We start from the raw sequence: 24,603 nt of genomic DNA, 5'->3' as shown, positions 1-24,603 counted from the left end.
GAACGGCTGACCGTAGACTCCCGGCGACTCCGCACCTTCGCTCGTGCAACCGCGCGCCGGGGTGCCGCGTCACGCAGAGGGAGCCGTTCGACCTGGGCACGGCTCGTTCGTCCCGATCACCTTCACTGCGAGGTAGCCCGACGATGAGTTGGTTGGATGCTGTCCCCGTCGCACTCGCTGCCGCGGGGTGGCTCGTCGGCCCGGGGCTGGCGCTCGCGTACGCCGTGGGCCTGCGCGGGATCTCCGCGCTCGGCATGGCACCGGTGTTCAGCGTCCTGCTCGTGTCGGTCACGGCCGTCGTGGGGCAGAAGGCCGGTCAGACGTGGAGCGTGTGGCTCGTCCTCGGCGTGACCGCGGTCACCGTGGTCCTCGCCGTAGTCGCCTCGCTGCTGCTGCGCAGGGTCGCACCGCCGCGCCAGAGCGATCCGCCCAGGACGCTGCTGGTCGCCGCCGCGGCGCTCGTGCCCGCGATGGCCGTGGCGTGGTTCGTCGTGGTCCGCGGCTTCGGGCAGCCCGACGAGCTGTCCCAGACCTTCGACGCGATGTTCCACTACAGCGCCGTCAGCTACATCCTCGAGTCGGGCTCCGCGTCGTCGCTGACGATCAACTCCCTGGGCAACCCGTCGACCGCCGCCGGCTTCTACCCGGCCGGGTGGCACGGCGTGACGTCGCTGGTCGTGCTGACCACCGGCACCGACATCGCCACCGCGACGAACATGGTGAGCTGGGCGATCGCCGGGCTGATCTGGCCGATCGGCTCGTCGTTGCTGGTGCGCCAGGTCGTCGGCCGCAACACCGCGGCGATGGCCATCACCCCTGTGTTGAGCGTGGCGTTCACCGCGTTCCCGTGGGGCCTGCTGAGCTTCGGCGTGCTGTGGCCGAACGCGCTGAGCCTCGCGCTCGTGCCCTCCGGTCTCGCCGCCGTGCTCGCCGCGACGAAGACCGCCAAGGACGACACGATCGGCTTCCGCCGGGCCATCACGCTCGCCCCGCTGGTGCTCGTCGCGTGCGCGTTCGCCCACCCCAACGCCGTGTTCAGCCTCGCGGTGCTCGCGGTGTTCCCGTTCGGCACCGCGGTGCTGCGCTACGCGCTCAAGACGTGGCGCGAGGGCCAGGCTTGGCGCGGTGTCGTCGCTGTTCTCGGCACCCTTGCGGTCCTGTTCGGGCTGTGGTGGTTCGTGGCGCACGCGGAGGCGTTCCGGCAGGTGCGGCAGATGTACTGGCCGCCGTTCGAGACCCCCGCCAACGCCGTCGGCGAGGCCCTGCTGAACGCGACGAACGGCCGCCCCGCGCTGTGGGCGCTGTCCGTCCTCACCGTGGCCGGCCTGGTCGTCGCGTGGCGCCTGGTGAACCACCGCTGGCTGATCGCGGCCGCCGCCGCGTCGACGTTCCTCTACGTGCTGACCGCGGCGATCAACCGGCCGGACACCCAGAAGTTCACCGGATATTGGTACAACGACTCGTTCCGGCTCGCCGCGATGCTGCCGATCACGGCCGTCCCGCTGGCGGTCCTGGCCGTGCTGCTGATCGCGGGCAAGGTGGCGGGCCTGTTCCCGGCCGGCTCGTCCCGGCTCGCGCTGCTGCGCACCCCGACCGCGCTGGCGTTGCTGGTCGTGGTCGTGCTGCTGCCGCTGACCAGCGGCTTCTACGCCAAGACGAACGCCGCCGCGCTGGCAGGCACCTACACGAAGGCGGACCCGAAGGCCGGCACCCTGGTGGACGACACCGAGGAGGCGTTCCTGCCGAAGCTGGCCGCCGCCGTGCCGAAGGACGCCGTGGTCGCGAACAACCCGTGGGACGGCAGCGCGGTGATGCTGGCCGAGGTGCAGCGCAAGGCGCTCTACCCGCACGCGGACATCGCGTGGAGCGCCGAGCAGGAGTACCTGTCGAAGAACCTGGACAACGCCGCGAACGACCCCCGCGTGTGTGCCGCGGCCAAGAAGGTCGGGGTGCGCTACCTGCTGCTGGGCAACAAGACGTTCTGGCCTCAGGACCAGCGGCAGAAGTGGTACACGGGGATCGCGGAGCCCAAGGCGCCCGGTGCGTTCGAGCTCGTGGCGCAGGAGGGGTCGGTCAAGCTGTACCGGCTGGACCGGTGCGGGAGCACGACGCTGCCGTAAGAGCCGCGGTCACCAGCGGCGGTTGGCCACCTGCACGCCGAGCCACGCCGCGTGCTTGGCCGCGGTGGCGGCGCCGCTGACGCCGATCCGCTTCGCCACGGCCTGCTTGCTGCGGTAGAGCAGCTTGGTCGCCGGGCCGAGCAGGCCGCCGCGGGAGTACTGGGTGGGGTGCACGCGGTAGCCGAGGAGCTCCTCGCCGATCACGTCGCCGTCGGCCTTGGCGAGCAGCCGCAGCCACAGGTCGTAGTCCTCCAGCCGGACCAGGCGCGGGTCGAAGCCGCCGACCTCCGCCGCCAGCTGCTTGCGCACCACGATCGTCGACGTGATCAGCGGGTTGAACAGCAGCATCGTGCGGGCGACCTCGGCGCGGCCGGTGACCGAGTGCAGCTCGCCGACCTGGTTGCCGTCGGGGTCGATCTTGTGCGCCCACGCGCCGACCAGGCCGAGGTCGGGCTGGTCGGTGAGGACCTGGACCTGCCGGGCCAGGCGGTCCGGGGTGCACAGGTCGTCCGCGTCGAGGAACGCCACCAGGTCGTGCTTGGCCGACTCGAGCCCGATGTTGCGGCCGACCGCGGGGCCGCTGCGGGGCGCGGGCGTCAGGTGCACCTGCACCCGGTCGCCGAGCACCTCGGCCGCGGCGCGGTTCTGCTCGCACTCGCCGTCGAGGACCAGCACGACCTCCCACTCCTCGTGGGTCTGCGCGGCCACCGAGCGCAGCGTCTCCTCGAGGAACGAGTTCTTGGGCGCACTGGGAATCACCACGGAGACGGGCGAAGTCATGGTCGTACAGTAGGGGAGCTTCCCCAACCGTCCGAGAGGGCCTTCCACCACCGTGACCACGGCAGCTCCCACCCCAACCGGACAGACGCGGCTCGGCGCGGTCAAGCGCATGGTGTCGACGGGGGTCTCCCAGTCCGCCGTCGCGCTGGACCAGCTGGTGTTCAGCGCGATCACGTTCGCCGTGCAACTGGTCGCCGCGCCCGTGACCACCGATGCCGAGTTCGGCGTGTTCTCGCTGATCGCGATCGTGCAGATCGGGCAGTGGTACCTGGGCCGCGCGATCGGCGCGGAGCCGCTGCTGGTGGCCAAGACGGTGAGCTCGAACGACACGCGGGGGGTCCGCGGCGCCGCGGCCGCCTCGCTGCTGGTGGGTGTGGCGATCAGCGTCGGCTGCCTGGTGGTCGCGCTGTTCGTGAGCGGCCCCGCCCGCACGCTGCTGCTGATCCAGGCCTTCGCCTCGCCGTTCACCGCCGTGCTGGACCACTCGCGGTACGTCAACTACGCGAAGCAGAAGCCGATGCGCGCGCTGTTCACGGACGCGTCGTGGCTGGTCCTCTTCCTGGCGGCGGTCGGCACGACGATCCTGGTCGGCGAGCTGAACGCAACCGGCACCTACCTGCTGTGGGCCCTGGCCTGCGTGCCGCTGACGCTGGTCGCGGTGGCGCTCACGGGCACGCCGCTCGCGTTCGGCGCGGTGAAGGACTGGGTGCGCTCGCGGCGCACGCTGCTGCCGGGGTTCCTGATCGACGCCGTCTACCTGACCGCGGGCACCTGGGCGACCTTCGGCGTGACGGCGGTCGTGACCGGACTCGACGGCCTGGGTCTGCTCCGCAAGGCGCTGGTGCCGGTCACCGCGCTGACGGTGCTGTTCATCGGCATCAGCAACTCCCTGCTGGCCCACCTGGCCGGCCGCACCCCGCGCGAGGTCGTCCGAGCCCCGATGCTGGTCTCCGCAGCGGCGGCGGTCGTGAGCGCCATGGCCGCCCTGCTGACCCTGGTCCTGCCGTCGGGCCTCATGACGACCGCGCTGGGCACGCCGTGGGACGGCCTGCGCCCGGTCGTCCTGCTGCTGCTCGTGTACGCGTTCCTGCTGGCCACCGCCCAGACCGCGATGGTGGCGGCGAAGGCGAGCGGCCGCGCGTGGCTGGGCCCGCGGGTGCGCACCGTGCAGTTCGTGACGGAGCTGACCCTGGTGGCGTCGCTCGGGTGGTGGCTCGGTGTGATCGGTGTGGCGCTGGGCATGACGGTCGCGTGGCTGGTGGCCGCGGGGCTGGCCTGGGGTGGCGTGCTGAGGCACGGCGACCAACCCGTGCCCGAGGCCGAACCCACCGCATCAGCCAGCTAGGGTCTGCGCCGTGCACCTGGTCGACATGCCGGCCTACTACCCGCCGCACAAAGGCGGCGTGGAGGCCTACGCCCACGAACTGCACCGCCGCCTCCTCGAGGCGAATCCCGACCTGCGGATCACGGTCTTCACCTCGGCCATCGGCGCGCCCGCCGGCACCGAACAGCTCGGTGACCGGTGGAAGGTCGTGCGCTGGCCCGGGTTCGAGATCATCTCGCACTACCCGCTGCCCAACCCCGGCTTCACCAAGCGGCTGCGGGCGGAGTGCGGGCCGGACACCGTGCTGATGACGCACACGCGGTTCTACTGGCCGCACGTGTGGGCCTCGTTGTTCGCCAAGCGGGCCAAGCTGCGGCGGTTGCACGTCGAGCACGGGTCCAGTCCGGTGCAGAGCGGCAACGCGTTCGTGCGCTTCGTGGCGTTCATGGTGGACGCGCTGACCAGCCAGCCCGTGCTGCGGTGGGCGGACGAGATCGTGTCGGTCTCCGGGTCCGCCGGGAAGTTCGTCAAGGACCTCGCCGGACGGGACGCCAAGGTGCTGCACCGCGGCATCGAGCTGCCGGACGACCTGGTCGCGCAGCCCGCCGAGGAGCCGCCGACGGTCGTCTACGTGGGCCGGCTGATCAACGGCAAGGGTGTCGCGGATCTGCTCAACGCGACCGCCGAGGTGCACCGCCGGGGTCTCCCGCTCAGGCTGCGGCTGCTCGGTGACGGGCCGAACGCGACCGAGCTCAAGACCCTGACGCGAACCCTGAACCTCCAGGACTTCGTCGAGTTCGTCGGCGCCGTCGACCACGACACTGCGCTCGCCGAGATGTCGCGCGGCACGGTGTTCGTGAACCCGAGCTGGACCGAGGGCCTGCCGACGACCGTGCTGGAGGCGGCGGCGATCGGCTGCAACGTCGTGGCGACGGACGTGGGCGGCACGGCGGAGATCATCACCGACGGCGTCACGGGACGGCTGGTGCCCGCACGGGACGTCACGGCGCTCGCGAACGCGCTCGAAGCAGCGGTGCGCGACCCGGAGCGGGCGGCGAAGGCCACCAAGCTCAGGGAGATCACCAGGCAGAACTTCAACTGGGACGCTGCCGTCGCCTCGTTCACCGGTTTGCTGGCTGGCGGCGGTGCTGGGAAGCCCGCGCGCTAGCCTTGTCCACGTCCCCCCGAAATTCACTTGCCTGGAGGCACCAGTGGCGGACCAGTCTGACGTGTGGCTGGTCGTACCGGTCTACAACGAGGCACAGGTGATCGCGGACGTCGTGCGCCACGCGCTCGAGACGTTCCCGAACATCGTGTGCGTCGACGACGGTAGCCGGGACGGTTCGGCCGATGCCATCCGCACGTCGGGTGCGCACCTGGTCCAGCACCCGGTCAACCTCGGCCAGGGTGCGGCACTGCAGACCGGAGTCGAGTACGCGCGCAGCCAGCCGGGCGCCGAGTACTTCGTGACCTTCGACGCCGACGGGCAGCACCAGGTCCACGACGTGCTCAAGATGCTGGAGCGCCTGCGCGCGGAGCCGTTCGACATCATCGTCGGCACCCGCTTCAAGGGCGACGACTCGCACATCCCGCTGATCAAGCGCATCGTGCTGAAGACGGTCGTCGCGATCAGCCCGCGGCTGCGCAAGCTCAAGCTCTCCGACGCGCACAACGGCCTGCGGGTGTTCAACAAGAAGGTGGCCGACGAGATGGCCATCACGCTCAACGGCATGGGCCACGCGTCCGAGATCGTCGAGATGATCGCGCGCAAGGACTGGCGGGTCACCGAGGAGCAGGTGGAGATCCTTTACACCGAGTACTCGATGTCGAAGGGCCAGTCGCTCATCAACGGCGTCAACATCCTGTTCGACTCCGCTCTCAAGACCAGTTCGAGGCGCTGACCATGCTGATCCAGTTCCTGCTCATCCTCGCGGTCGTCCTGCTGCTGGTGCTGTTCCTGCGCCACCACGGCACCACGAAGACCGCGGCCGGGGTCAAGATCGGCTTCGTCCTGTTCATGATCCTCGGCGCCGTCGCGGTGATCAGGCCGCAGGAGGTGTCGCGGGTCGCCGAGTTCGTCGGCGTCGGCCGCGGTACCGACCTCATGCTGTACGGCCTGATCGTGGCGTTCGGCTTCGCGACGATCAACACCTACCTGCGCTTCAAGGAGCTGGAGCTGCGGTACGCGCGTCTCGCCCGTGCGATCGCGATCCGCAGCGCCGAGACCCCGGCGGCGAACGAGAAGTCCGCCGCCTGAGCTCGTCGTCTCATGCGGTGCGGAAGTACTCCACGGTCCGCTCCGCACCGGTCTTGATGTCGACCTCGGGCACCCACCCGAGGTCGCGCGCCGCCTTCGAGGCGTCGAGCGCCGAAGCCCTCAGGTCACCGAGCCGCGCCGGCGCGTACTCCGGGGTGTCCGCTGCGCCCGCCGCCGCGGCGACCAGGCTGTGCAGGTCCTTGTCCGACACCTGCTGACCGGTGCCGATGTTGTAGCGCTGGCCGCCACCGTTCTCACCGGAGGCCGCCACGAACGCGGCCACGACGTCCTCGACGAAGACGTAGTCGCGCGTGTTGCCGCCGTCGCCGAAGAGCTTCGTCGGCTTCCCGGCCAGCAGCGCGTTCGCGAAGATCGCCACCACACCGGCCTCGCCGTGCGGGTCCTGCCGCGGGCCGTACACGTTCGCCAGCGCGAGGTGCGTGCACTCCAGGCCGTAGAGCTGGCGGTAGGTGTTCAGGTACACCTCGCCGGAGACCTTGCTCGCCGCGTACGGCGACTTCGGGTTGATCGGCACGGCCTCCGAGACCGGCAGCACGTCCGGCGTGCCGTAGATCGAGCCACCGGACGACGCGAAGCACACCTTGCGGGCGCCGGCCTTGCGGGCGGCCTCGGCGACGTTGATCGTGCCGATGACGTTCTGCTGCGCGTCGAGGATCGGGTCCGCCACGCTCACGCGCACGTCGATCTGCGCGGCCAGGTGGAAGAGGACCTCGGGGCCGAACCCGGCGACGACGTCGCTGAGCTCCGGGTTCGCGATGTCGAGCTGGGTGAAGGAGTACCGGTCGGCATGGGCCGGGTCCGCGGGCGCCGTGCGCGTGCCGCGGCGCAGGTCGTCGACGACGTGGACCTCGTGCCCGTCACGCAGCAGGCGGTCGACCAGGGTGGAGCCGATGAAACCGGCGCCGCCGGTCACGAGTGCACGCACGGAAACCTCTTCGAGTCGGGATCTGCCGGATTTGCCCACAGGGTATCCAGCGCTCAGAACCACCGTTCCAGCACCATGGCGACGCCGTCCTCGGCGTTCGGACCGGTGACCTCGTCGGCCACGGCCTTCGCGGCGTCGTGGCCGTTCGCCATCGCCACGCCGTGCCCGGCCCAGGTGAGCATCTCCACGTCGTTCGGCATGTCCCCGAACGCGATGACGTGCTCGCGCTCGACCCCGAACCGCTCCGCGACGTCCGCCAGCCCGGACGCCTTCGTGACGCCGTGCACCGAGGCCTCGATCAGGCCGTTGTTCGTGGAGTAGGTGAGGTCGACCTCGCCGTGCAGCACCTCGCTGATCGCCGACACCATCTCGGCGCTGGTCATGTTGCGGTGCCGCATCAGCAGCTTGATCGCCGGGTGGCCGAGCGTCTCCGCGCGGGTGAGGCCGCTGTGCGGGCCCTCCGGCCACGGGTGGGTGTAGCTGAGCTCGGCGACGAACGTCCTCTCGTCCTTGGGCGTGCCGACCAGCTCCACGGCGTACGTGCAGTCCTCCAGCACGCTGTCGACGGCCGCCGCGATGTCGTGCAACTGCACCGGCGTGAGGGTGCGCGCCCAGACGATCTCGTCGCGGCCGATGTCGTAGAGCACCGCGCCGTTCGCGCAGACGGCGAACCCGTCGAGCCCGGCCTCCTGGGCGATCCGCGGGATCCAGCGCGGCGGCCTGCCGGTGGCGAGGACGAACGGCACGCCTGCCGCGAGCACGCGCGAGACCACCTGCGCGGTGCGCGGGCTCACGGTCTCCTGAGGGTTGAGCAGGGTTCCATCGACGTCGGAGGCGACCAGGCGCGGCTGTTCCACACCGACATCTTGCCTTGTCAACTACGCGAGCCAAGTTCGTAACGAGCTGAACAGCTGGTTACCGTACGTCCGTGCGCGTAGGCATCGTGATTCTCCCTGAGCACCGCTGGTGGATCGCCGAACCGAAGTGGCGCGCGGCCGAGGAGTACGGCTTCCACCACGCGTGGACCTACGACCACCTCGGCTGGCGCACTCTGGTCGACGGTCCGTGGTTCGGCGCTGTGCCGACCCTGACAGCCGCGGCACTGGTCACCTCGCGCATCAGACTCGGCACGTTCGTGGCGAGCCCGAACTTCCGCCACCCGGTCCCGTTCGCCCGCGAGCTGCTGACCATCGACGACGTGTCCGACGGCCGCTTCACTCTCGGCGTCGGCGCAGGTGGGGATGGGTACGACACGGTCGTGCAGGGCGCGAAGCCGTTGCTGCCGCGCGACCGGACGGCCCGGTTCGGCGAGTTCGTCGAGCTGCTCGACCAGCTGCTGATCAAGGACCGCACGTCGTGGCACGGCGAGTTCTTCTCGGCGGAGGAGGCCCGCAGCGCGCCCGGCTGTGTGCAGCGGCCGCGAGTGCCGTTCGTGGTCGCCGCGAACGGTCCGAAGGCGATGTCCGTCGCGGCCAGGTTCGGCCAGGGCTGGGTCACCACCGGACCGCCGACCGAGGACCACGAGACGTGGTGGAGCGGCGTGGCGCAGCTCTCGGAGCAGTTCACTGAGACGTTGGCCACGCAGGGCCGCACGTCGCGGGTGAACCGCTACCTCAACCTGGACTCGGCTCCGGTCTACTCGCTGACGAGCGTGCAGTGCTTCGTCGACGCCGTGGGCAGGGCCGCTGAGCTGGGCTTCACCGACGTGGTGGCGCACTGGCCGCGGCACGACGGCATCTACTCCGGCAGCGAGCAGGTCGTCGAGGACGTGGCCGCCGACGTGCTGCCGACACTCGACCGGCACCTGTAACGGCGGACAGGCGAAAACCAGATTCCGTCACTGTGCGCTCTGTTGTGGTGATCGGTGGCGGAATCGTCGGGCTGGCGGTGGCGGCTGAGCTGGCCTCCCGCGGTGATCGCGTCACGGTGCTGGAGAAGGAACGGCACTGGGGCGCGCACCAGACCGGCCACAACTCGAACGTCGTGCACGCCGGTCTCTACTACAAGCCCGGCTCGCTGAAGGCCCGCATGTCTGTGGCGGGCAACGCGTCGATGGTCGCCTTCGCGCGTGAGCACGGTGTTCCGGTCGAGGTGTGCGGCAAGCTCGTGGTCGCGACCTCCTCCGACGAACTGCCACGGCTGCACGCGCTGGCTTCTCGCGCCGAGGCGAACGGCGTGCCCGCGAAGCTGATCACCGCTGAAGAGGCTTTGGAGTACGAGCCAGAGGTGGCCTGCGTGGCCGCGTTGCGGGTGGAGAGCACCGGGATCATCGACTACTCGGCCGTCTGTGCTGCGCTCGTGCGGTCGCTGGACGGCCACGACCTGCGACTCCGGTCCCCCGCGCTGGCGATCCGGACCGTCGGCTCACACGTGGAGGTGGCGACGCCGCAGGGAGTCGTGCGCGGCGATGTCCTGGTCAACTGCGCCGGCCTGCAGAGCGACCGGATCGCGCGGCTGGCGGGGCTCACGCCGTCGGCGCGCATCGTGCCGTTCCGCGGGGAGTACTACGAGCTGCGACGCACCGAACTGGTCCGCGGTCTCATCTACCCGGTGCCGGACCCGACGCTGCCGTTCCTCGGCGTGCACCTGACCCGGATGCTCGACGGTTCGGTGCACTGCGGCCCGAACGCGGTGCTGGCGTTGCGCCGCGAGGGCTACCGGTGGCGCGACTTCTCGCTGGGCGACGTGGTCGACGTGGCCCGGTTCCCAGGCACGTGGAGGCTGGCGCGGAAGTTCGCGCGGACCGGCGTGGAAGAGGTGCTGCGCTCGTTGTCACGTCGTCGCTTCGCCGCATCGTTGGCACGGCTGGTGCCGGCGGTTCAGGAGTCGGATCTGGTGCGGGCGGAGAGCGGTGTGCGCGCTCAGGCGATGCTGCCTGACGGGTCGCTGGTCGACGACTTCCTCATCGAGTCGGCTCCCCGTCAGGTGCACGTCCTGAACGCGCCTTCACCTGCGGCGACGAGCGCGCTGGAGATCGCGCGCCACATCGCCTCGCTCACTTGAGAACTTCGAGCCCACCCATGAACGGCCGCATGGCCTCTGGCACGGTGACCGACCCGTCGGCGTTCTGGTGGTTCTCCAGGATCGCGACGATCCACCGCGTCGTGGCCAGCGTGCCGTTCAACGTGGCCGCGATCTGCGACTTGCCGTTCTCGTCCCGGTAGCGCACGTTCAACCGGCGCGCCTGGAACGTGGTGCAGTTCGACGTCGACGTCAGCTCGCGGTACTTCTGCTGCGTCGGCACCCACGCCTCGCAGTCGAACTTCCGGTGCGCCGACATGCCGAGGTCGCCCGTGGCCGTGTCGATGACCCGGTACGGCACCTCGATCTTGGCGAGCATCTCCTCTTCCCACCCGAGCAGCCGGGCGTGCTCCGCCTCGGCGTCCTCCGGCTTCACGTACGAGAACATCTCGACCTTGTTGAACTGGTGCACGCGGATGATGCCGCGGGTGTCCTTGCCGTACGAGCCCGCCTCGCGCCGATAGCACGACGACCAGCCCGCGTACCGCCGCTCACCGTCGAGGATCTCGTCCGCGTGGTACCCGGCCAGCGGCACCTCCGACGTCCCGACCAGGTACAGGTCGTCGTTCGGCAGGTGGTAGATCTCGCTCGAGTGCGCCCCGAGGAACCCGGTGCCCGCCATGATCTCCGGCCGCACCAGCGTGGGCGTGATCATGAGCTGGAACCCGTTGGCCGTCGCCTGCTGCGCCGCCATGTTGAGCAGCGCGAGCTCCAGCTGCGCGCCGACACCCTTGAGGAAGTAGAACCTGCTGCCGCCGACCTTGGCGCCGCGCTCCATGTCGATCGCGCCGAGCTTCGTGCCCAGGTCCAGGTGGTCCTGCGGCTCGAAGTCGAACTCACGCGGCTCGCCCACGGTCTTCACGACCACGAAGTCGTCCTCGCCACCGATCGGCGCGTCCGGGTGCACCAGGTTCGGGATCCTGGCGAGGAGCTCGGTGACCTCCTCGGAGGTGGCGTGCTGCTCGGCCTCGGCGGCCTTCACCTCTGCGGCGAGGTCCTTGGCCTTGGCCAGCAGCTCGGCCCGCTCGTCGCCCTTGGCCTTGCCGACCTCCTTGCCGAGCACCTTCTGCTCGGCGCGCAGGGTGTCCGCGCGGGAGATCGCGGTCCGCCGGCGCTCGTCAGCGGACAGCAGGGAGTCGACGACACCCTCGTCCTCGCCACGGGCACGCTGCGAAGCGCGCACGATCTCCGGGTTCTCGCGCAACACCTTGAGGTCAATCACCTGGAGAAGGGTAGTCCGTGCCCGTCGCGCGCTTCACCCGGATATCCGGTCGGCGCAACGGGCGGCCCCGCCGTGACGTTGAAGAATGGACGGCGACGAGGAGGCACGTGGTGGACGAGTTCGTGCGAGACCAGGCGGGGGACGAGTTCGTGCCCAAGCCCCCGAGCGCGTGGGACCGCCCGTCGCCGATCCCGTTCCCCGAGCTCCGGATCGCCGCACCGATCGCGTTCGTCGTCGGCCTCGCCGTCACGACCCTCTGCGCGCTGGCCGTGCCCACGGCGCTCGACGTCTTCGCGGAGCGCGGTGCCCACGGCGTCTACGTGATCGCCGACGAGCCGACCTGCGGCCCGGATCGATGCCGCTCGCATCTCGGCACTTTCACCAGCGACGACAGGACGGTCGTCCGCTCCGGCGTGAGACTGGCGGGCAGCCCGCTCAAGTCGGTGGTGCAGAGCGGCCGCGTGCGCGCGTTCGACGTCGGCGACCCGACCGAGGTCTACCTGGAAGGCGACTCCGGGCAGCCGCGGGCCGTGCTGCCGTTCTTCTTCGGCATCCCCGGAGTGATCGCGTTGGTGTTCGGACTCGGTTACCTGGTGCGGGAGTTGTGGCGGAAACTCGGAGGGACCCGGCGCCAGTAGGCACCGGGTCCCTCGAAAACCGCGTGACTAGCTGATGGCGACCGCCACCACGAGACCGAGAGCGACGTGCGCGGACGCCACGACGACCGAGGCCGGCGCGAACCGGTCCGACTCGATGATCGAGCCGATGTCCAGCTTGGTCACCCACTCCAGCAACCGCACCGCGGCCACCTGCACGATGATGCCGACCAGGCCGTAGATCAGCGCGGACAGCAGGCCCTCGTCGAGCTTGCCGACCGACGACGTGATCGCGATGACGACGATGAACGCCATCGACAACAGACCTGAGGCGGTCACGATGACGGCGTTGGGGCAACCGTTGCGAACGAGGGCGGACAGCTTGCCCGGCGTCGTCCAGTCGATCGCGTAGAAGCCGAACACCATGAGGACGAGACCGACGACGGCGTACAGCGCGATCGCGCCGATGTTCCGACCCAGGGTCGCGCCGAAGCCAGGATCCAACGCGAGCAGCGTGGTCGTCATGTGCTGTTCCCTTTCGGAGTCTTACTCAACAATTCGATGCGGCACGAACGCCGCGCCATCGTCGGTCACCAGACCGACCGTTTCCCGGATGCCCAGGCCTGCCGACGTGTCGCCGACGACCCAGGCGCCCAATGCGGGGCGGTAGCCGTCGAATTCCGGAAGCGGATCGAACAGCTGGTACACGAAACCTTCTTTGCCGTACACACCACCGGTCTGCGTCTCGTAGCCCGGAGCGACGATCTGGATGTTCGACCCCTCGCGGCCGAGCAGCGGCTTGCGCACGTACTCGGTGAGCATGCCGGGGTCGTTCAGGTAGGCCGGGAGCAGGTTGGGGTGGCCGGGGTGCATCTCCCACAGGACCGCGAGCAGCGCCTTGTTGGAGAGCAGCATCTTCCACAGCGGCTCGATCCACAGGGTGCCGGGCAGCGACTCGACGGCGTTGCGGCCGAACTGCTCCTCGACCACCCACTCCCACGGGTAGAGCTTGAACGCCGCGTTCATCGGGGCCTCTTCGAGGTCGACGAACCGGTTGAGCAGCGTGTCCCAGCCGATGTCCTCCATCGCGATGCCCACGGTGTTCAGACCGGCCTCCGCGGCCGTCTCCTGCAGGCACGCGGCGGTGAGGTGGTCCTCGCCGGACGGGTCGGCGCTCGACCAGCTGAAGTGCAGCTCACCGGACGGCAGCTTGGCACCGATCTCGGTCCAGCGCTCGACCAGTCGTTCGTGCAGCGAGTTCCACTGGTCGTCGTCCGGGAAGACGTCGGTCTTCCAGTACCACTGGATGTACGCGGCCTCGAGCAGTGACGTGGGGGTGTCCGCGTTGTACTCGAGCAGCTTCGCGGGGCCGGAGCCGTCGTAGCGCAGGTCGAAGCGGCCGTACACGTGCGGGTCGCGGCGGCGCCACGACTCGGCGATGTGCGGCCAGACCCACTCGGGGATGCCGAAGTCCCGGTAGCGCTCGGTCAGGATCACGTTGTCGACCGCGTCGAGGCACATGGAGTGGAGCAGCTCGACGTCGGCTTCGAGCGACAGGATCTCGCTCATCTCGAACACGTAGTGCACCGACTCGTCCCAGTAGGGGCGGTCGGAGCCGTTCGCGTACTTCGCGGGCAGGCCGAAGACCAACCCCTGGTCCGAGACCGTGCGCTGCCAGTTCGGCCGCGGTTGCGAGGTTTCACGACGCAACTTGGGTCAGCCTCCGCTGCTGGACGAGCCGCTGCTGACGCCGAAGCCGCCACGCTGGATGGACGTGCCGGACTTCGTGCTGACGTTCGCGCCCTTGGGGATCGTGTAGCTGCCGCCGACCGCCTTCTGGCCGACCACACCGGACCCGCCGTAGTTGTAGCGGTACGACGAGCCGCCGATGTAGATGAAGCCGCCGCTGCTGTACCCGCCGTGACTGCGGTAGTAGCTGTCGGAGCAGTAGTCGTCGTCGACGATCACGTTGTTCTGGTCCGTGCACTGCGCCGTGACGTTCGACGGGCTCGCTGCCGCGTACCAGATCGCGACCAGCGCCACGATGCCCACGGTGACACCGCCACCGATGAGCAGGCGCTTGCGCGTCTTGCGCTTCTTCTCGAACGCGGCCGACTCGGCGGCGAACCGCTCCTGCTGGGCCTTCAGCGCGGCGGCACGAGCACGCTGCTCGGCCACCGTCGCCTGACGCGGCTGCGTCACGCCGGCCTGCTGCTGGCGCACGCTGCCCTTGCCCTTGGCGGGCGCGTTCGGCTGCGGCGCCGGCTGGTACGGCGGCGGCTGTTGCGGCTGGCCGGACGGTCCGGACTGGGGCGTCGGCTGGCCGGGCTCTGGCACGTTGTTGTCAGTCATCACCACTCCCGCGGGCAAGGTACCTAGCGACCCGGCTGAAACACGGCCGATTCGGTGACGAGTGTCCTAATAGCAACACTCGACCGAACCCGGCGCACAGCCGTCTCACACGGCACGGGCATCATGGATGAGATGTCTTCGAGCGCCGGTTGGTTGAGTCGATCTGGTCACATCCGCGACACGCGGCTTGTGATGGTCGGCGCTTTCCTCGGCGCGTTCCTGTTGTTGATGTTGTCCGCCTTCACATCCGTGCTGGCAGGCGGGCCTCTGGGCTCCAACCGGGAGAAGGTCAACGCCGCGTACCAGGCCGTGGCGGGCGAGTGCCTGAACTGGGAGCGCAAGGACCTCTCCGACGCGCAGAAGGTCGACTGCGGCGCCGCCCACCGCTTCGAGGTCACCGGCACGGCCGACATCACCGGCGCGTACCCGAAGGAAGCGCCGTTCCCCAACGCGGAGGCCTGGGAGAAGATCGCGGCAGAGCACTGCTCGCAGACCACCGCCACGTACATGTCCGGCAAGCTCGACCCCGAGGGCAAGTACGGCGTCAGCACCCTGAACCCGGACGAGAAGCGCTGGTCGGACGGCTACCGCCAGCTCCGCTGCGGCCTGCAGGTCACCGCGCCCTCCGGAGCGGCCCTGCCGTCGTTCGGCAGCGCGAAGACCCAGGACCAGTCGAACGTCTACGACCCGGCCGTGTGCCTCGCCCTGGCGGAGAACAACACGGTCGGCGACCCGGTCGACTGCGCCCAGCCGCACGCGTTCGAGATCATCGGCGTCGTCCAGCACCCGGAGGGCGAGTTCCTGGCCACCGAGAAGCAGGACGCGGTGATGTCGGAGAAGTGCGCCGCGATCGCCAACGACTACACCGGCGGCGCGGACCTGAAGGCCAAGAACCTGCTCGTCACCTGGGACACCCGCTCCGAGAAGAGCTGGGCGGTCGGCTCCCGCAAGGCCAACTGCAAGATCGGCGCCGTCCCCCAGGGCAACAACCTGGTGGCCTGGACCGGCAGCGTCCGCAACCCCAACGGCGCCCCGCTGACCACCGCGAACCCGCCCCAGACCACCTCGGTGAAGCCGCAGGACGAGCCGACCGGCGCCCCGCTGCACTCCGAGTCGGGCAAGCCGCCTTCGGAGTCGGGCAAGCCGTCGGACTCCGGCAAGCCGGACAAGCCGTCGTCGTCCGCGCCCACGACGACCTCCGAGAACCGATGACCGTCGAGATGACCAGGGCCCGCTTCGACGAGCTGGTCGAGGAGGCCCTGGACCTGGTCCCGCCGGAGTTCACGCACGCGATGAACAACGTGGTGGTGCTGGTCGAGGACCGCAACGACGTCGAGCCGTCGCTGCTGGGGCTGTACCAGGGGATCGCGCTGACCGAGCGCAACACGGACTACGGCGGGAACCTGCCGGACCACATCTTCATCTACCGCGAGGCGATCCTCGACATCTGCGACTCCGAGGAGGACGTCGTCGAGGAAGTGACCATCACCGTGGTGCACGAGATCGCCCACCACTTCGGGGTGGACGACGCGCGACTGCACGAACTGGGCTGGGGCTAGAGCTCCACGCCTGCCCAGGAGCGGCACACCCAGCCGTCGCCGTCGCTCTCCAGCACCACGACACCGGTGTTCGGCAGCAGGTTCTCCGCCAGCTCCACCGGCACGTTCGACGCCAGCGCCAACGCACCCATCCGACCAGAACCGCCGTGCGTCACGACCATGACGGTGCCGTCCTGCTTGATCGACTCGATGGCGCCGAGGAAGCGGTCCAACACCTGCTGCCCGGTCTCTCCGCCACCGGGAAAGGCGACGTCCAGCTCGCCCTCTGCCCACTTGATCACGGTGTCCAGGTATGTCTTGTAGGCCTCGGTGTCGTTGCGCCCCTCCAACGACCCAACCTGGATCTCGTGGACGCCCGGAAGGATCTGCACGGGCAGGCCGAGGCGTTCGGCGGTCGGGGCAGCGGTTTGCTGGGCGCGCAGGCCGATGCTCGCGTAGACGGCGACGATGTCTTCGCCGACCAGGACGTCGGACAGCTCGCGGGCCTGCTTCTGGCCCAGCTCGGTGAGGGGTGGACCGGGCATGGCCGTGTCCAGCTTGCGTTCGATGTTCGACGCCGTCTCACCGTGCCTGACCAGCAGCAACCTCACCCGGTCTCGCCCTTTCTGACAGCATCGACCCAAGTGGCTGCTGCGGTGAACTCGGCGTTGTGGGCCTCGACGGGCCTCTGGTCGGCCTTCGGGAAGGACCCGAGGAACCGGATCTCGCGCGAGTGTCGGTGCAGCGCGGCCAGCGCGTCACCGATCCTCGGTTCTGCGATGTGCCCCTCGACGTCGATGTAGAAGCGGTACTCCCCCAGTTTGCCCTTCGTGGGGCGCGATTCGAGGCCGGTGAGATTGATGCCACGCAACGCCAGTTCGGTCAGCAGCTCGGACAGCACGCCCATGCGGTCTGGCGTGGTCACGACGACGCTGGTGCGGTCTGCTCCGGTCGGCGCAGGCAGTGCGCCCGGTCGGCGGAGCAGCAAGAACCGGGTCCGCGCATCGGCCACGTCCAGGACGTCCGTCGCGTACTCGTCCAACGCGTAGTGGTTCACGGCCACCGGAGCGGTCACGGCGGCGTCGAACTCGCCGCGCTCGACGGCGGCGGCGGCAGCGGCGGTCGAAGAAGTCGCGATCGACGTGACGCCCGGAAGCGTTGCGGCGATCCACTCGCGGACCTGAGCCAGCGCGTGCGGGTGCGAAGCCACGGAACGGATCTCAGTCGTCCCCGGACGCACCAGGACGCTGAACCGGACGTCCAGCACGGTCTCGGCCACGGCGACGACCGGCTCGTCGCGGATCAGCGCGTCCAGCGTCGCGGGCACGGCGCCCTCGACGGAGTTCTCGATCGGCACGCACGCGAACTCGGTCTCGCCCTTGCGCAGCGCTGCGATCGCGAGCGGGATCGTTTCGAACGGAACCAGTTCGCCCTCGAAACGAAGCGCTGCCTGCTCGGTGAAGGTGCCCTGTGGTCCGAAGTACGCAATGCGCGGCATCGGGTCAGCGTAGTGCGGCGATCAGAGGCGCAAATCACGCCTGTGTCTGCCGCCAAACCTGGGTTCCGCCAGGACCGTTCGAACTGGAATGCTTGGGGCGTGCCCGCTCTAGCGCCAGAACTCGTGTTGTGCGCGGTCGACGAACCGATGGCGAACGCCTGGCTCGCTGTCGCGAACGGACGCGCCGGAGTGCGGGTGCATCGCGGGTCCGTGCTGGACATCCACGCGCAGGCCATCGTCAGCCCTGCCAACTCGCAGGGCTGGATGCGCGGTGGCATCGACGCCGTCTACGCCACGGCGTTCCCCGAGGTCGAGAACAACGTCCGCAGTGCCGTGCTCACGTTGCACGGCGGCGAGTTGCCCGTGGGCGAGGCGCAGATCGTGGCGACGGGCGAGACCGAACCGGCGTGGCTCATCAGCGCGCCGACCATGCGCCGGCCCGGTGAGCGGCTGCCGATCGACACGGTCCACCCGTACCTCGCGGCGCGGGCAGTGCTGCGGCTCTGGCTCGAAGGACGCCTCGAAGACGGCACGCCGGTGCGCGACGCCGTCCGCACCATCGCGATGCCGGGGCTCGGCACCGGGGTCGGGGGCGTCGCGCCGTCCACGTGCGCACATCAGGTCGCGGCAGCGTGGGACGAGGCGTTCAACCCGCTCCACGTGTGATCCGAAGCTGTGCACAACCCTGTGGACAGAGTTGTGGACACCTGTGGACTACTGCCGAGGCGCGACCCATCGCTCCAGGTCAACCTCATCTGTGATGGGGATACCGAAATCCCCAACCGCGGGGATCTCGGGCTTGAGCTTGCGAGCTTCGCGCACCGCGTCCGGTCTCAACGCGGAGAGCTTGAACCCGCGCCGCTGGTAGAAGCGGATCGCGTCGAGGTTGTCGTTGGTGGTCGTCAGCCTCACCCGAGTGCACCCGAGTGTGCGCGCCTGACGAACCGCGGCGTCGACCAGCGCGGTGCCGACGCCGCGGCCCCGCCGAAGCGCGTCGATCGTGACGATCTCCAGCTGGTGGTTCGCCACCGCGTAGGTCAGCAGACCCAGCACCTGACCCTGCTTCTCCACGAGGAAGCCCGGCAGACTGGCGGGGAAGAACACCTCGCCGTGAGCGACGGCGGTGTGCGCGCCCCATAGCTCGAGAACCAGTCGGGCGACAACTATGCGATCTGCTTCCTCGACCGGTCGTACCGAGCCTTCTGCCATGACAAGAACTGTGCCAATTTGAGTCACGCTCAGGAACAGCCATTCGACGTACGGTGGATTCGTGCCAGTGCGAGTTTTGTTGGTTGACGACCACGAAGTAGTGCGCAGAGGACTGCGCGAGATGCTCGACGACGAGTCGGACATCTCGGTCATCGCTGAGGCGGGATCCGTCGACGAAGCGGTTACTCGGGCTCAAAAGACACCGCCCGATGTGGCCGTCGTGGACGTTCAGCTTCCCGACGGCAGTGGCGTCGACCTGTGCCGATCACTCCGGGATCTCGGCATCCGCTGTCTCGTGCTGACCGCGTTCGACGACGAGGAGGCGTTGGTCGGGGCCATCATGGCCGGCGCTTCCGGCTATCTGCTCAAGCAGGTTCGCGGCCAGGACGTCGTGACGGCCGTCCGTGAAGTCGCGGCTGGACGGTCCCTTCTGGACCCCGCGACCACGAGCCGGGTACTCGAACGGATGCGCAATCCGGCCCCGGTCGGCCTCACCGATCAGGAACAGCGAGTGCTGGAGCTCATCGGTGAAGGCCTGACGAACCGCCAAATCGGTGAACGTCTCTTCCTCGCGGAGAAGACGGTGAAGAACTACGTGACGTCCGTGCTCGCCAAACTCGGCATGGAACGGCGGACGCAAGCCGCCGCCTGGGTGGCTAAACGGGGACGGACCAGGTGAGCGTCGTCCCGTTCGGCGAACTCACGACGCGGAAATCGCCACTCGCGGACTTCGCCCTCTCGGCGAGATGCCGCAATCCGCGCTGAGTCACGCCGGACGGGATGCCGCATCCGTTGTCCGCGACTCGCAGCAGCAGATGCTTCTCATCACGCCGTACGTCGATCTGCACGTTCGTCGCTCCTGAGTGGCGCACGACGTTCGACAACGCCTCGCGCAACGCCGCCCGCGCGTCGTCGGCGTGCCGCCGCGGCACGTTCGCCAGATCGCCGGCCACGTGCAGGCGCGGCGAAAATCCGAGCAGCTCACCGGCCGTGCGGACCTCGGCGTTGATCGAGTCGAGCAGGTCCGCGGAGTCGGCCGGGTCGGTGTTGCGCAGCTTGCGGACGGTCGCACGGACCTCGGCGATCGTCTCGTCGACCAGGTCCACGGCCTCGTTGATCCTGGCCCGCTGCGAGTTGTCGAGCTTCTTGCCCAGCCGGCGTTCCAGCAGGCTGAGCTGCACGCCCGCGCCGTAGAGCCGCTGGATGATCACGTCGTGCAGGTCGCGCGCGATCCGTTCGCGCTCCTCGTAGACCGCGACGCGCTGCCGTGCCGTGAAGCCCTCCGCGAGCACCACCGCGAGGCCTGCCTGCGCCGCGAACGCCGACAGCACGTCCACCGTCTCCTGCGTGAACGGCGGTTTGTCTCTACGGCGATAAACCGCCAGAGCGCCGATCTTGCGGTCTGACGTGCCGAACGGCGCCACCGCGAACGGTCCGTAGCCCCTCAGCGCGTGCGGCACGTACGGGGCCGTGCGCGGGTCGTTCGTGACGTCGTCGGCCATCACCGGAACGCCAGTGCGCGCCGCCTTGGCAGCAGCACTGCGCGGGCTCAGCGTCGCCACGACCGGCTCGCCGCTGGACGCCTCGACCGTGAGCGTGCCGTCGTCTTCCTCCGTGGCGAGCATGGCCAGGCCGAGGTCGGCGTCCGCGATCTCCGCGGCCGCCTCCACCACGAGCCGCAGCACGTTCTCCGGGTCTTCCAGCGCCGCCGACGTGATCTCGGTGGACGCGACGAGCACGCGCCGCGCCAGGGAGGGGTCCATGGTCCTCAACGGTATGCGGGCGTGCCGAGGTCCAGCACGAGGTCCGCCCTCGCGGCCTCGTCCGGCCGGTGGGTGATGTGCAGGATCGTCCTGCCGTCGTGCCTGAGCTGCTCCAACAGCTTGCGCGCGGTCGGTTCGTCCAGGTGGGCGGTCGGTTCGTCGAGCAGCACCACGTCGGCGTCGTGCAGCAACGCCCTGGCCAGCGCAAGCCTTTGCGCCTCGCCACCCGACACCTGGTCGGGCCTGATCACGGTGTCGAGCCGGTCCACCCAGTCCGGCAGGCAGGCCTTGCGCAGCGCGTCCTTCAACGCCTCGTCGTCGTGCTGACCCGACATCCGCAGGTTCTCCCTGACCGTCGTGCTGACCAGCATCGGCTCCTGCGGGCACCAGGTGGCGCGCGGCAGTTCCACGATCCCGCGTTCCGGCTGCAGGAAGCCGAGGAGCAGCGCGAACAGCGTCGACTTGCCGCTGCCCGACGGTCCGAGGATCGCCACGTGCGTGCCGGGTTCGATGTTGAGGTGGAGGTCCTTCAACGTCGGCTCGGTCGCGCCTGGCCAGCGAACGTCGACGTTCTCGATCCGGATCCGCTTGCCCTTCCGCTGTTCCGGACGCTCTGGTGCGTCGAACTGGAGCCGCGCGCTGGCCTCCTGGAGCGCCTTGCGCTGCTGAGCGGCGAGCGGCAAGGCGGCCAGTGGTTCAGCGAGAGCGAGCGGAACGAGGCCGAGCACCGGGTTTCCGGTGGTGGCGCAGATCAGGGCCGCCGCACCGGTCGCGAGCAGGACGATCGCCGTGGCAGCGCCCGTGCCAAACGCTTGCTTGCGGGTCTGAACCGACAGCTCGGCGTCCTCGGCTTGGAGCTGCTCCAACAGGCGGTGGTGGGCGTCGTGCGCGATGAGGTCCGGTGCGGCGGCGAGTGCGTTGATCGTGTCGCGGGCGACCTTGCGGCGGCCCCTGGCGAGCTTCGTGCTGGCCCGGCGTTCGGTCCACACCGCGACGGCCGGCGCGGCCAGCCCTGCCGCGAGCAGCAGCCCGCCGAGTGTCAGGGCAGCAGCCGGGTCGATGAACGCGAAAAGGATCGTGGTCGCGATACCTGCGCCAAGCGCCACGACCGGCGGCACGAGCACGCGCGGCACGAGGTCTCGAACGGTGTCGGTGTCGTCAACGAGCCGTTGCAGCCCATCACGGCGTTGACTGCGCACGAGCCGCAACCACAGCTCCGCGCGCAGGTTCGTGGCCAGCTGGAACGCCTCGTGGTGGGTGACCAGCCGCTCGACGTACCGGAGCACGCCCTTGCTCAGCGCGAACGTCCGCACGCCCACGACCAGCACCGACAGCGTCAGAATCGGCGGCATCTCGGCGGCTCGCGCGATCAGGTGCGAGGCCAGCGCCGTCAGCGCGATGCCCGCAGCGGTCGCCAGCACGCCCAACGCGGCACCTTTGAGCGGGATCGGCAGGCGCTTCGGACGTTCCTGCCGGGTCTCCTCGGTGACGACCCTGGCGAACGTCTCGTCCTCGGTCGCCGCCTTCTCACGGTGCGAGGCGAGGACGACGGCCGCCGTAGCGCTTGCTCTCTTGATCGCTTTGTCGACTTTGCGACTTGTCACCGGGTCGAGATGGGCCGTCGGCTCATCAAGCAACAGCACCGTCGCTCCGTGCCGAACCCTCAGCAAGGCGCGCGCGACAGCAACCCGTTGGCGTTCTCCGGTCGAGAGATCGGTGATCTGCCGGTCAAGCAGATGAGCAGCCACAACCTCGTGAGCAACGTCCTCGATGTCCTCCGCCCCAGGAACCGTCAGCTCAAGCTCGGCCCGAGGCGTGCTCGCCGCGAACGCCGGCTTCTGCGGTACATAGGCGATGTCGCCGGCGACGAACGCGGTGCCGTCCGTCGGCTCCAAGAAGCCCAGCAGCACTTGGAACGTGGTCGACTTGCCGGCGCCGCTCGCACCCTCGAGTCGATGAATCTCTCCAGGCCGAACGTCGAAGCTGACGCCGTCCGGAGCGAACCCGCCACGACGCAGGACGCGGAGGTTGTCGACGTGGACCGAGCCTCCAGGCACGCGCGGCCGCGACTTGTCCTCGTGCTCAACGACTTCGGCGACTCGCCTGACCGCCTCCAGGCCGTCCTCGCTGGCGTGGTGAGCGGCACCGGCAGCACGAAGAGGCAGGTAGCACTCGGGCGCCAGGATCAGCACGACCAGCGCCGTCATCAGCGTCAGGTCGCCGTGCACGAGCCGGATCCCGATGCCGACCGCGATCAACGCGACGCTCAGCGAGGCTGCGATTTCGAGGACCAGAGCCGAGAGGAACGCGATCTTGAGCGTGCCCATCGTGGCCTTGCGGTGCTGCTCACCGATCTGCCGGACCGCCTTGGCCTGCTGCTTCGCCCGACCGAAGACCGTGAGGACCGGGAGGGCGCGAAGGAGTTCGAGGAGCTGGGCCGAGAGGAGCTCGGTGACGTCGGCGGCCTTCTGCACGCGCTTCTCGGTGTACCAGCCGATCAACGCCGCGAAGACCGGGATCAGCGGCACCGTGACGGCGATCAGGACGGCCGACGGCCAGTCCGTGAAGAGAATCCAGGCGCCGACCAGCGGCGGCACGATCACGGCCGTGACCAGCGCGGGCAGGTAGCGGGTGAAGTAGGCGTCGAGCGCGTCGAGGCCCTTGGTCGCGAGCACCGACAGTTCGGCCGTACCGCGGTCGGCGATCCAGCCGGGGCCGCGTTCGAACGACTTGGCCAGCAGCTGGGTCCGCAGCTCTTCCTTCGCCCCGGCAGCGGCACGGGCGGCGGCGCTTTCCGTTGCCCACGAAAGACCCGCGCGCGCCAGGATCGCGACGGCGAGCAGCGGCAGGCCTTCGCGGGTCGTGATCACCGACGCCAGCGCGACGGCCTGGGCGACGAGCGCGAGGGCGTTGAGGAACGCCAGCGCGCCCACCCCGACGAGGGCGTGCCTGGCGTTCTTCGAGAGCTGGGGCAGTGCTCCCAGCGGGCCTCGCCTCATCAGTGGGCTGCCGGGATGTGCTGAACACCGATGCGCTTGCGGAATACCCAGTAGGTCCAGCCCTGGTAGACGAGCACCGCGGGCGTGCCGAACCCGGCGACCCAGGTGATCACCTGCAGCGTGTACGGGCTCGACGCGGTGTTGGCGACCGTGAGCGACCACGCGTCGTTCAGCGTCGACGGCAGCACGTTCGGGTAGAGCGAGCCGAACAGGATCGCCACGCTGGCCGCGATCGCCAGTCCCATCAACGCGAACGACTGGCCGTCGCGGTTCGCGAGCAGTCGCCACATCGCGGCGGCGAGCACCAGAACCACCACGCCTGCCCACAGCCCGGCAACGATCGCCAGCAGCGCGATCAGCGGAAGCAGCGCCACTGGAGCGAGCGTCAGTGCGACGCGGCGAGCCCGATCGCGGATCTCACCTTCGGTCTTCAACGCGGTGAAGACCGCGCCGTGCACCAGCGCGTACCCCGCGAAGGCAAGCGCGCCAACGACTGTGTCGAGCCGGAACGCCGCGAAGGCCGAGCCCACGCGGTCGCCGTTCGCGTCGATCGGCAGGCCCAGCACCGTGGTCGAGATCAGCAGGCCGACGCACAACGTCGCGGTCCACGAGCCGACGATGATCACGGTGTCCCAGGCCTTGCGCCAGCGCGCCGACTCGACCTTGCCGCGGTAGTCGAACGCGACCCCGCGCCCGATCAACGCGACGAGGAACAACGTTAGTGGCAGGTACGCGGCGCTCAGCAGCGCCGCATACCAGCCGGGGAAGGCCGCGAACGTGGCACCGATCGCGACGATGAGCCACACCTCGTTGCCGTCCCACACCGGCCCGATGGTGTTGATCATGACCCGGCGTTCGGCGTTGGTGCGGCCCAGGACGGGCAGCAACATGCCGACACCGAAGTCGAATCCTTCGAGGAACAGGTAGCCGAGCCACAGCACGGCGATCAGCACGAACCAGAGCGTTTCCACGTCGCCT

25 protein-coding genes are annotated in these 24,603 nt (G+C 69.4%); 12 read left to right on the top strand and 13 right to left on the bottom strand.

Annotated elements, in window-relative coordinates; translation table 11 throughout:
* The first annotated feature begins 143 nt into the window (after positions 1 to 143).
* Positions 144 to 2,120: a DUF6541 family protein gene (locus UK23_RS07970; protein ID WP_156212933.1), complete on the top strand. Its 1,977-nt coding sequence runs from the start codon at positions 144 to 146 to the stop codon at positions 2,118 to 2,120.
* A 9-nt stretch (positions 2,121 to 2,129) separates the two neighbouring features.
* On the opposite strand, the gene UK23_RS07965 is transcribed toward UK23_RS07970, so the two are convergent.
* Positions 2,130 to 2,900 carry a glycosyltransferase gene (locus UK23_RS07965; RefSeq protein ID WP_045310741.1) on the bottom strand — a complete coding sequence of 257 codons (771 nt, stop codon included), beginning with the start codon at positions 2,898 to 2,900 and terminating at the stop codon, positions 2,130 to 2,132.
* A 52-nt stretch (positions 2,901 to 2,952) separates the two neighbouring features.
* On the opposite strand from UK23_RS07965, the gene UK23_RS07960 reads away from it, so the two are divergent.
* From UK23_RS07960 to UK23_RS07945, 4 genes are read left to right on the top strand one after another with little or no spacing between them, the layout of a single operon-like run.
* Positions 2,953 to 4,245 carry a hypothetical protein gene (locus tag UK23_RS07960; protein ID WP_045310740.1) on the top strand — a complete coding sequence of 431 codons (1,293 nt, stop codon included), beginning with the start codon at positions 2,953 to 2,955 and terminating at the stop codon, positions 4,243 to 4,245.
* Between the two features lie 10 nt (positions 4,246 to 4,255).
* On the top strand, positions 4,256 to 5,392 hold the full coding sequence (locus UK23_RS07955) for a glycosyltransferase family 4 protein (RefSeq protein ID WP_045310739.1): 1,137 nt from the start codon (positions 4,256 to 4,258) through the stop codon (positions 5,390 to 5,392).
* Positions 5,393 to 5,435: 43 nt separating this feature from the next.
* A complete protein-coding gene (locus tag UK23_RS07950) occupies positions 5,436 to 6,125 on the top strand; it encodes a glycosyltransferase family 2 protein (RefSeq protein ID WP_082114491.1) in 690 nt (229 codons plus the stop codon).
* 2 nt (positions 6,126 to 6,127) lie between these two features.
* Positions 6,128 to 6,481 (top strand): DUF2304 domain-containing protein, encoded by a 354-nt coding sequence (locus tag UK23_RS07945; RefSeq protein WP_045310738.1) that lies wholly within the window; start codon positions 6,128 to 6,130, stop codon positions 6,479 to 6,481.
* 10 nt (positions 6,482 to 6,491) lie between these two features.
* Here the strand turns inward: UK23_RS07945 and UK23_RS07940 are convergent, their stop codons facing one another.
* Positions 6,492 to 7,427, bottom strand: coding sequence for an NAD-dependent epimerase/dehydratase family protein (locus UK23_RS07940; RefSeq protein ID WP_045310792.1), 936 nt, complete (start codon positions 7,425 to 7,427; stop codon positions 6,492 to 6,494).
* Between the two features lie 53 nt (positions 7,428 to 7,480).
* Positions 7,481 to 8,284, bottom strand: coding sequence for an HAD family hydrolase (locus tag UK23_RS07935; RefSeq protein ID WP_231114415.1), 804 nt, complete (start codon positions 8,282 to 8,284; stop codon positions 7,481 to 7,483).
* A 71-nt stretch (positions 8,285 to 8,355) separates the two neighbouring features.
* Here UK23_RS07935 and UK23_RS07930 point away from each other — a divergent pair, with 71 nt between their 5' ends.
* Both UK23_RS07930 and lhgO read left to right on the top strand, forming a co-directional pair.
* Complete coding sequence (locus tag UK23_RS07930) at positions 8,356 to 9,237, top strand: LLM class flavin-dependent oxidoreductase (RefSeq protein ID WP_045310737.1); 882 nt, start codon at positions 8,356 to 8,358, stop codon at positions 9,235 to 9,237.
* A gap of 32 nt (positions 9,238 to 9,269) precedes the next feature.
* Positions 9,270 to 10,430 (top strand): L-2-hydroxyglutarate oxidase, encoded by a 1,161-nt coding sequence (gene lhgO, locus UK23_RS07925; protein WP_045310736.1) that lies wholly within the window; start codon positions 9,270 to 9,272, stop codon positions 10,428 to 10,430.
* Here lhgO and serS read toward each other — a convergent pair.
* Positions 10,423 to 11,670 (bottom strand): serine--tRNA ligase, encoded by a 1,248-nt coding sequence (gene serS / locus UK23_RS07920; RefSeq protein ID WP_045310735.1) that lies wholly within the window; start codon positions 11,668 to 11,670, stop codon positions 10,423 to 10,425. The genes lhgO and serS overlap by 8 nt on opposite strands.
* Positions 11,671 to 11,780: 110 nt before the next feature.
* Here serS and UK23_RS07915 point away from each other — a divergent pair, with 110 nt between their 5' ends.
* Positions 11,781 to 12,308, top strand: a complete 528-nt coding sequence (locus UK23_RS07915; RefSeq protein WP_156212926.1) for a hypothetical protein — start codon at positions 11,781 to 11,783, stop codon at positions 12,306 to 12,308.
* 27 nt (positions 12,309 to 12,335) lie between these two features.
* Here the strand turns inward: UK23_RS07915 and UK23_RS07910 are convergent, their stop codons facing one another.
* Genes UK23_RS07910 through UK23_RS07900 form a run of 3 tightly spaced genes read right to left on the bottom strand, consistent with a single transcriptional unit; the run spans position 12,336 to position 14,618 of the window.
* Positions 12,336 to 12,791: a DUF350 domain-containing protein gene (locus UK23_RS07910; RefSeq protein WP_045310733.1), complete on the bottom strand. Its 456-nt coding sequence runs from the start codon at positions 12,789 to 12,791 to the stop codon at positions 12,336 to 12,338.
* Between the two features lie 21 nt (positions 12,792 to 12,812).
* Positions 12,813 to 13,976, bottom strand: a complete 1,164-nt coding sequence (locus UK23_RS07905) for a glutathionylspermidine synthase family protein (RefSeq protein ID WP_045310732.1) — start codon at positions 13,974 to 13,976, stop codon at positions 12,813 to 12,815.
* A 6-nt stretch (positions 13,977 to 13,982) separates the two neighbouring features.
* Positions 13,983 to 14,618 carry a hypothetical protein gene (locus UK23_RS07900; protein WP_330769934.1) on the bottom strand — a complete coding sequence of 212 codons (636 nt, stop codon included), beginning with the start codon at positions 14,616 to 14,618 and terminating at the stop codon, positions 13,983 to 13,985.
* Between the two features lie 192 nt (positions 14,619 to 14,810).
* Here UK23_RS07900 and UK23_RS07895 point away from each other — a divergent pair, with 192 nt between their 5' ends.
* A complete protein-coding gene (locus UK23_RS07895; protein ID WP_196777653.1) occupies positions 14,811 to 15,830 on the top strand; it encodes a septum formation family protein in 1,020 nt (339 codons plus the stop codon).
* The gene (locus tag UK23_RS07890; protein ID WP_045310730.1) at positions 15,827 to 16,177 is read left to right on the top strand and encodes a metallopeptidase family protein; all 351 of its coding nucleotides are present in this window, start codon (positions 15,827 to 15,829) and stop codon (positions 16,175 to 16,177) included. Before UK23_RS07895 ends, UK23_RS07890 begins: the two co-directional genes overlap by 4 nt.
* Here the strand turns inward: UK23_RS07890 and UK23_RS07885 are convergent.
* Both UK23_RS07885 and pheA read right to left on the bottom strand, forming a co-directional pair.
* Positions 16,174 to 16,767 (bottom strand): histidine phosphatase family protein, encoded by a 594-nt coding sequence (locus UK23_RS07885; protein WP_045310729.1) that lies wholly within the window; start codon positions 16,765 to 16,767, stop codon positions 16,174 to 16,176. The genes UK23_RS07890 and UK23_RS07885 overlap by 4 nt on opposite strands.
* Entirely contained in the window at positions 16,764 to 17,654 is an 891-nt protein-coding gene (gene pheA, locus UK23_RS07880) for a prephenate dehydratase (RefSeq protein ID WP_045310728.1), read from the bottom strand. The genes UK23_RS07885 and pheA overlap by 4 nt, the downstream gene beginning before the upstream one ends.
* Positions 17,655 to 17,801: 147 nt before the next feature.
* On the opposite strand from pheA, the gene UK23_RS07875 reads away from it, so the two are divergent.
* Complete coding sequence (locus tag UK23_RS07875) at positions 17,802 to 18,320, top strand: macro domain-containing protein (protein ID WP_082114502.1); 519 nt, start codon at positions 17,802 to 17,804, stop codon at positions 18,318 to 18,320.
* 48 nt (positions 18,321 to 18,368) lie between these two features.
* Here UK23_RS07875 and UK23_RS07870 read toward each other — a convergent pair whose 3' ends face one another.
* The gene (locus tag UK23_RS07870) at positions 18,369 to 18,863 is read right to left on the bottom strand and encodes a GNAT family N-acetyltransferase (protein WP_045310726.1); all 495 of its coding nucleotides are present in this window, start codon (positions 18,861 to 18,863) and stop codon (positions 18,369 to 18,371) included.
* A gap of 61 nt (positions 18,864 to 18,924) precedes the next feature.
* Between UK23_RS07870 and UK23_RS07865 the strand changes: the two genes are divergently transcribed.
* Complete coding sequence (locus UK23_RS07865; RefSeq protein ID WP_045310725.1) at positions 18,925 to 19,542, top strand: response regulator; 618 nt, start codon at positions 18,925 to 18,927, stop codon at positions 19,540 to 19,542.
* Here UK23_RS07865 and UK23_RS07860 read toward each other — a convergent pair.
* Genes UK23_RS07860 through cydB form a run of 3 tightly spaced genes read right to left on the bottom strand, consistent with a single transcriptional unit; the run spans position 19,520 to position 24,596 of the window.
* Positions 19,520 to 20,626, bottom strand: coding sequence for a GAF domain-containing sensor histidine kinase (locus UK23_RS07860; protein WP_045310724.1), 1,107 nt, complete (start codon positions 20,624 to 20,626; stop codon positions 19,520 to 19,522). The two genes, UK23_RS07865 and UK23_RS07860, sit on opposite strands and share 23 nt — an antisense overlap.
* A 5-nt stretch (positions 20,627 to 20,631) precedes the next feature.
* Positions 20,632 to 23,625 (bottom strand): thiol reductant ABC exporter subunit CydD, encoded by a 2,994-nt coding sequence (cydD, locus tag UK23_RS54780; protein WP_045310723.1) that lies wholly within the window; start codon positions 23,623 to 23,625, stop codon positions 20,632 to 20,634.
* Positions 23,625 to 24,596, bottom strand: a complete 972-nt coding sequence (gene cydB / locus UK23_RS07850; RefSeq protein ID WP_045310722.1) for a cytochrome d ubiquinol oxidase subunit II — start codon at positions 24,594 to 24,596, stop codon at positions 23,625 to 23,627. Before cydB ends, cydD begins: the two co-directional genes overlap by 1 nt.
* Between the last annotated feature and the right edge of the window lie 7 nt (positions 24,597 to 24,603).

The organism is Lentzea aerocolonigenes, from assembly GCF_000955955.1.
Taxonomy (GTDB): domain Bacteria; phylum Actinomycetota; class Actinomycetes; order Mycobacteriales; family Pseudonocardiaceae; genus Lentzea; species Lentzea aerocolonigenes_A.
Note: the sequence above shows the minus strand (reverse complement) of the source record. Positions and strands in the feature narration are given on the sequence as shown.

Excerpts from the sequence above, each read along its gene's own strand:
- UK23_RS07970 (WP_156212933.1), top strand. The coding sequence starts at position 144 with ATGAGTTGGTTGGATGCTGTCCCCGTCGCACTCGCTGCCGCGGGGTGG.
- UK23_RS07965 (WP_045310741.1), bottom strand. The coding sequence starts at position 2,900 with ATGACTTCGCCCGTCTCCGTGGTGATTCCCAGTGCGCCCAAGAACTCG.
- UK23_RS07945 (WP_045310738.1), top strand. The coding sequence starts at position 6,128 with ATGCTGATCCAGTTCCTGCTCATCCTCGCGGTCGTCCTGCTGCTGGTG.
- UK23_RS07910 (WP_045310733.1), bottom strand. The coding sequence starts at position 12,791 with ATGACGACCACGCTGCTCGCGTTGGATCCTGGCTTCGGCGCGACCCTG.
- UK23_RS07900 (WP_330769934.1), bottom strand. The coding sequence starts at position 14,618 with ATGACTGACAACAACGTGCCAGAGCCCGGCCAGCCGACGCCCCAGTCC.
- UK23_RS07895 (WP_196777653.1), top strand. The coding sequence starts at position 14,811 with ATGGTCGGCGCTTTCCTCGGCGCGTTCCTGTTGTTGATGTTGTCCGCC.
- UK23_RS07890 (WP_045310730.1), top strand. The coding sequence starts at position 15,827 with ATGACCGTCGAGATGACCAGGGCCCGCTTCGACGAGCTGGTCGAGGAG.
- pheA (WP_045310728.1), bottom strand. The coding sequence starts at position 17,654 with ATGCCGCGCATTGCGTACTTCGGACCACAGGGCACCTTCACCGAGCAG.
- UK23_RS07875 (WP_082114502.1), top strand. The coding sequence starts at position 17,802 with ATGGCGAACGCCTGGCTCGCTGTCGCGAACGGACGCGCCGGAGTGCGG.
- UK23_RS07870 (WP_045310726.1), bottom strand. The coding sequence starts at position 18,863 with ATGGCAGAAGGCTCGGTACGACCGGTCGAGGAAGCAGATCGCATAGTT.
- UK23_RS07860 (WP_045310724.1), bottom strand. The coding sequence starts at position 20,626 with ATGGACCCCTCCCTGGCGCGGCGCGTGCTCGTCGCGTCCACCGAGATC.
- cydD (WP_045310723.1), bottom strand. The coding sequence starts at position 23,625 with ATGAGGCGAGGCCCGCTGGGAGCACTGCCCCAGCTCTCGAAGAACGCC.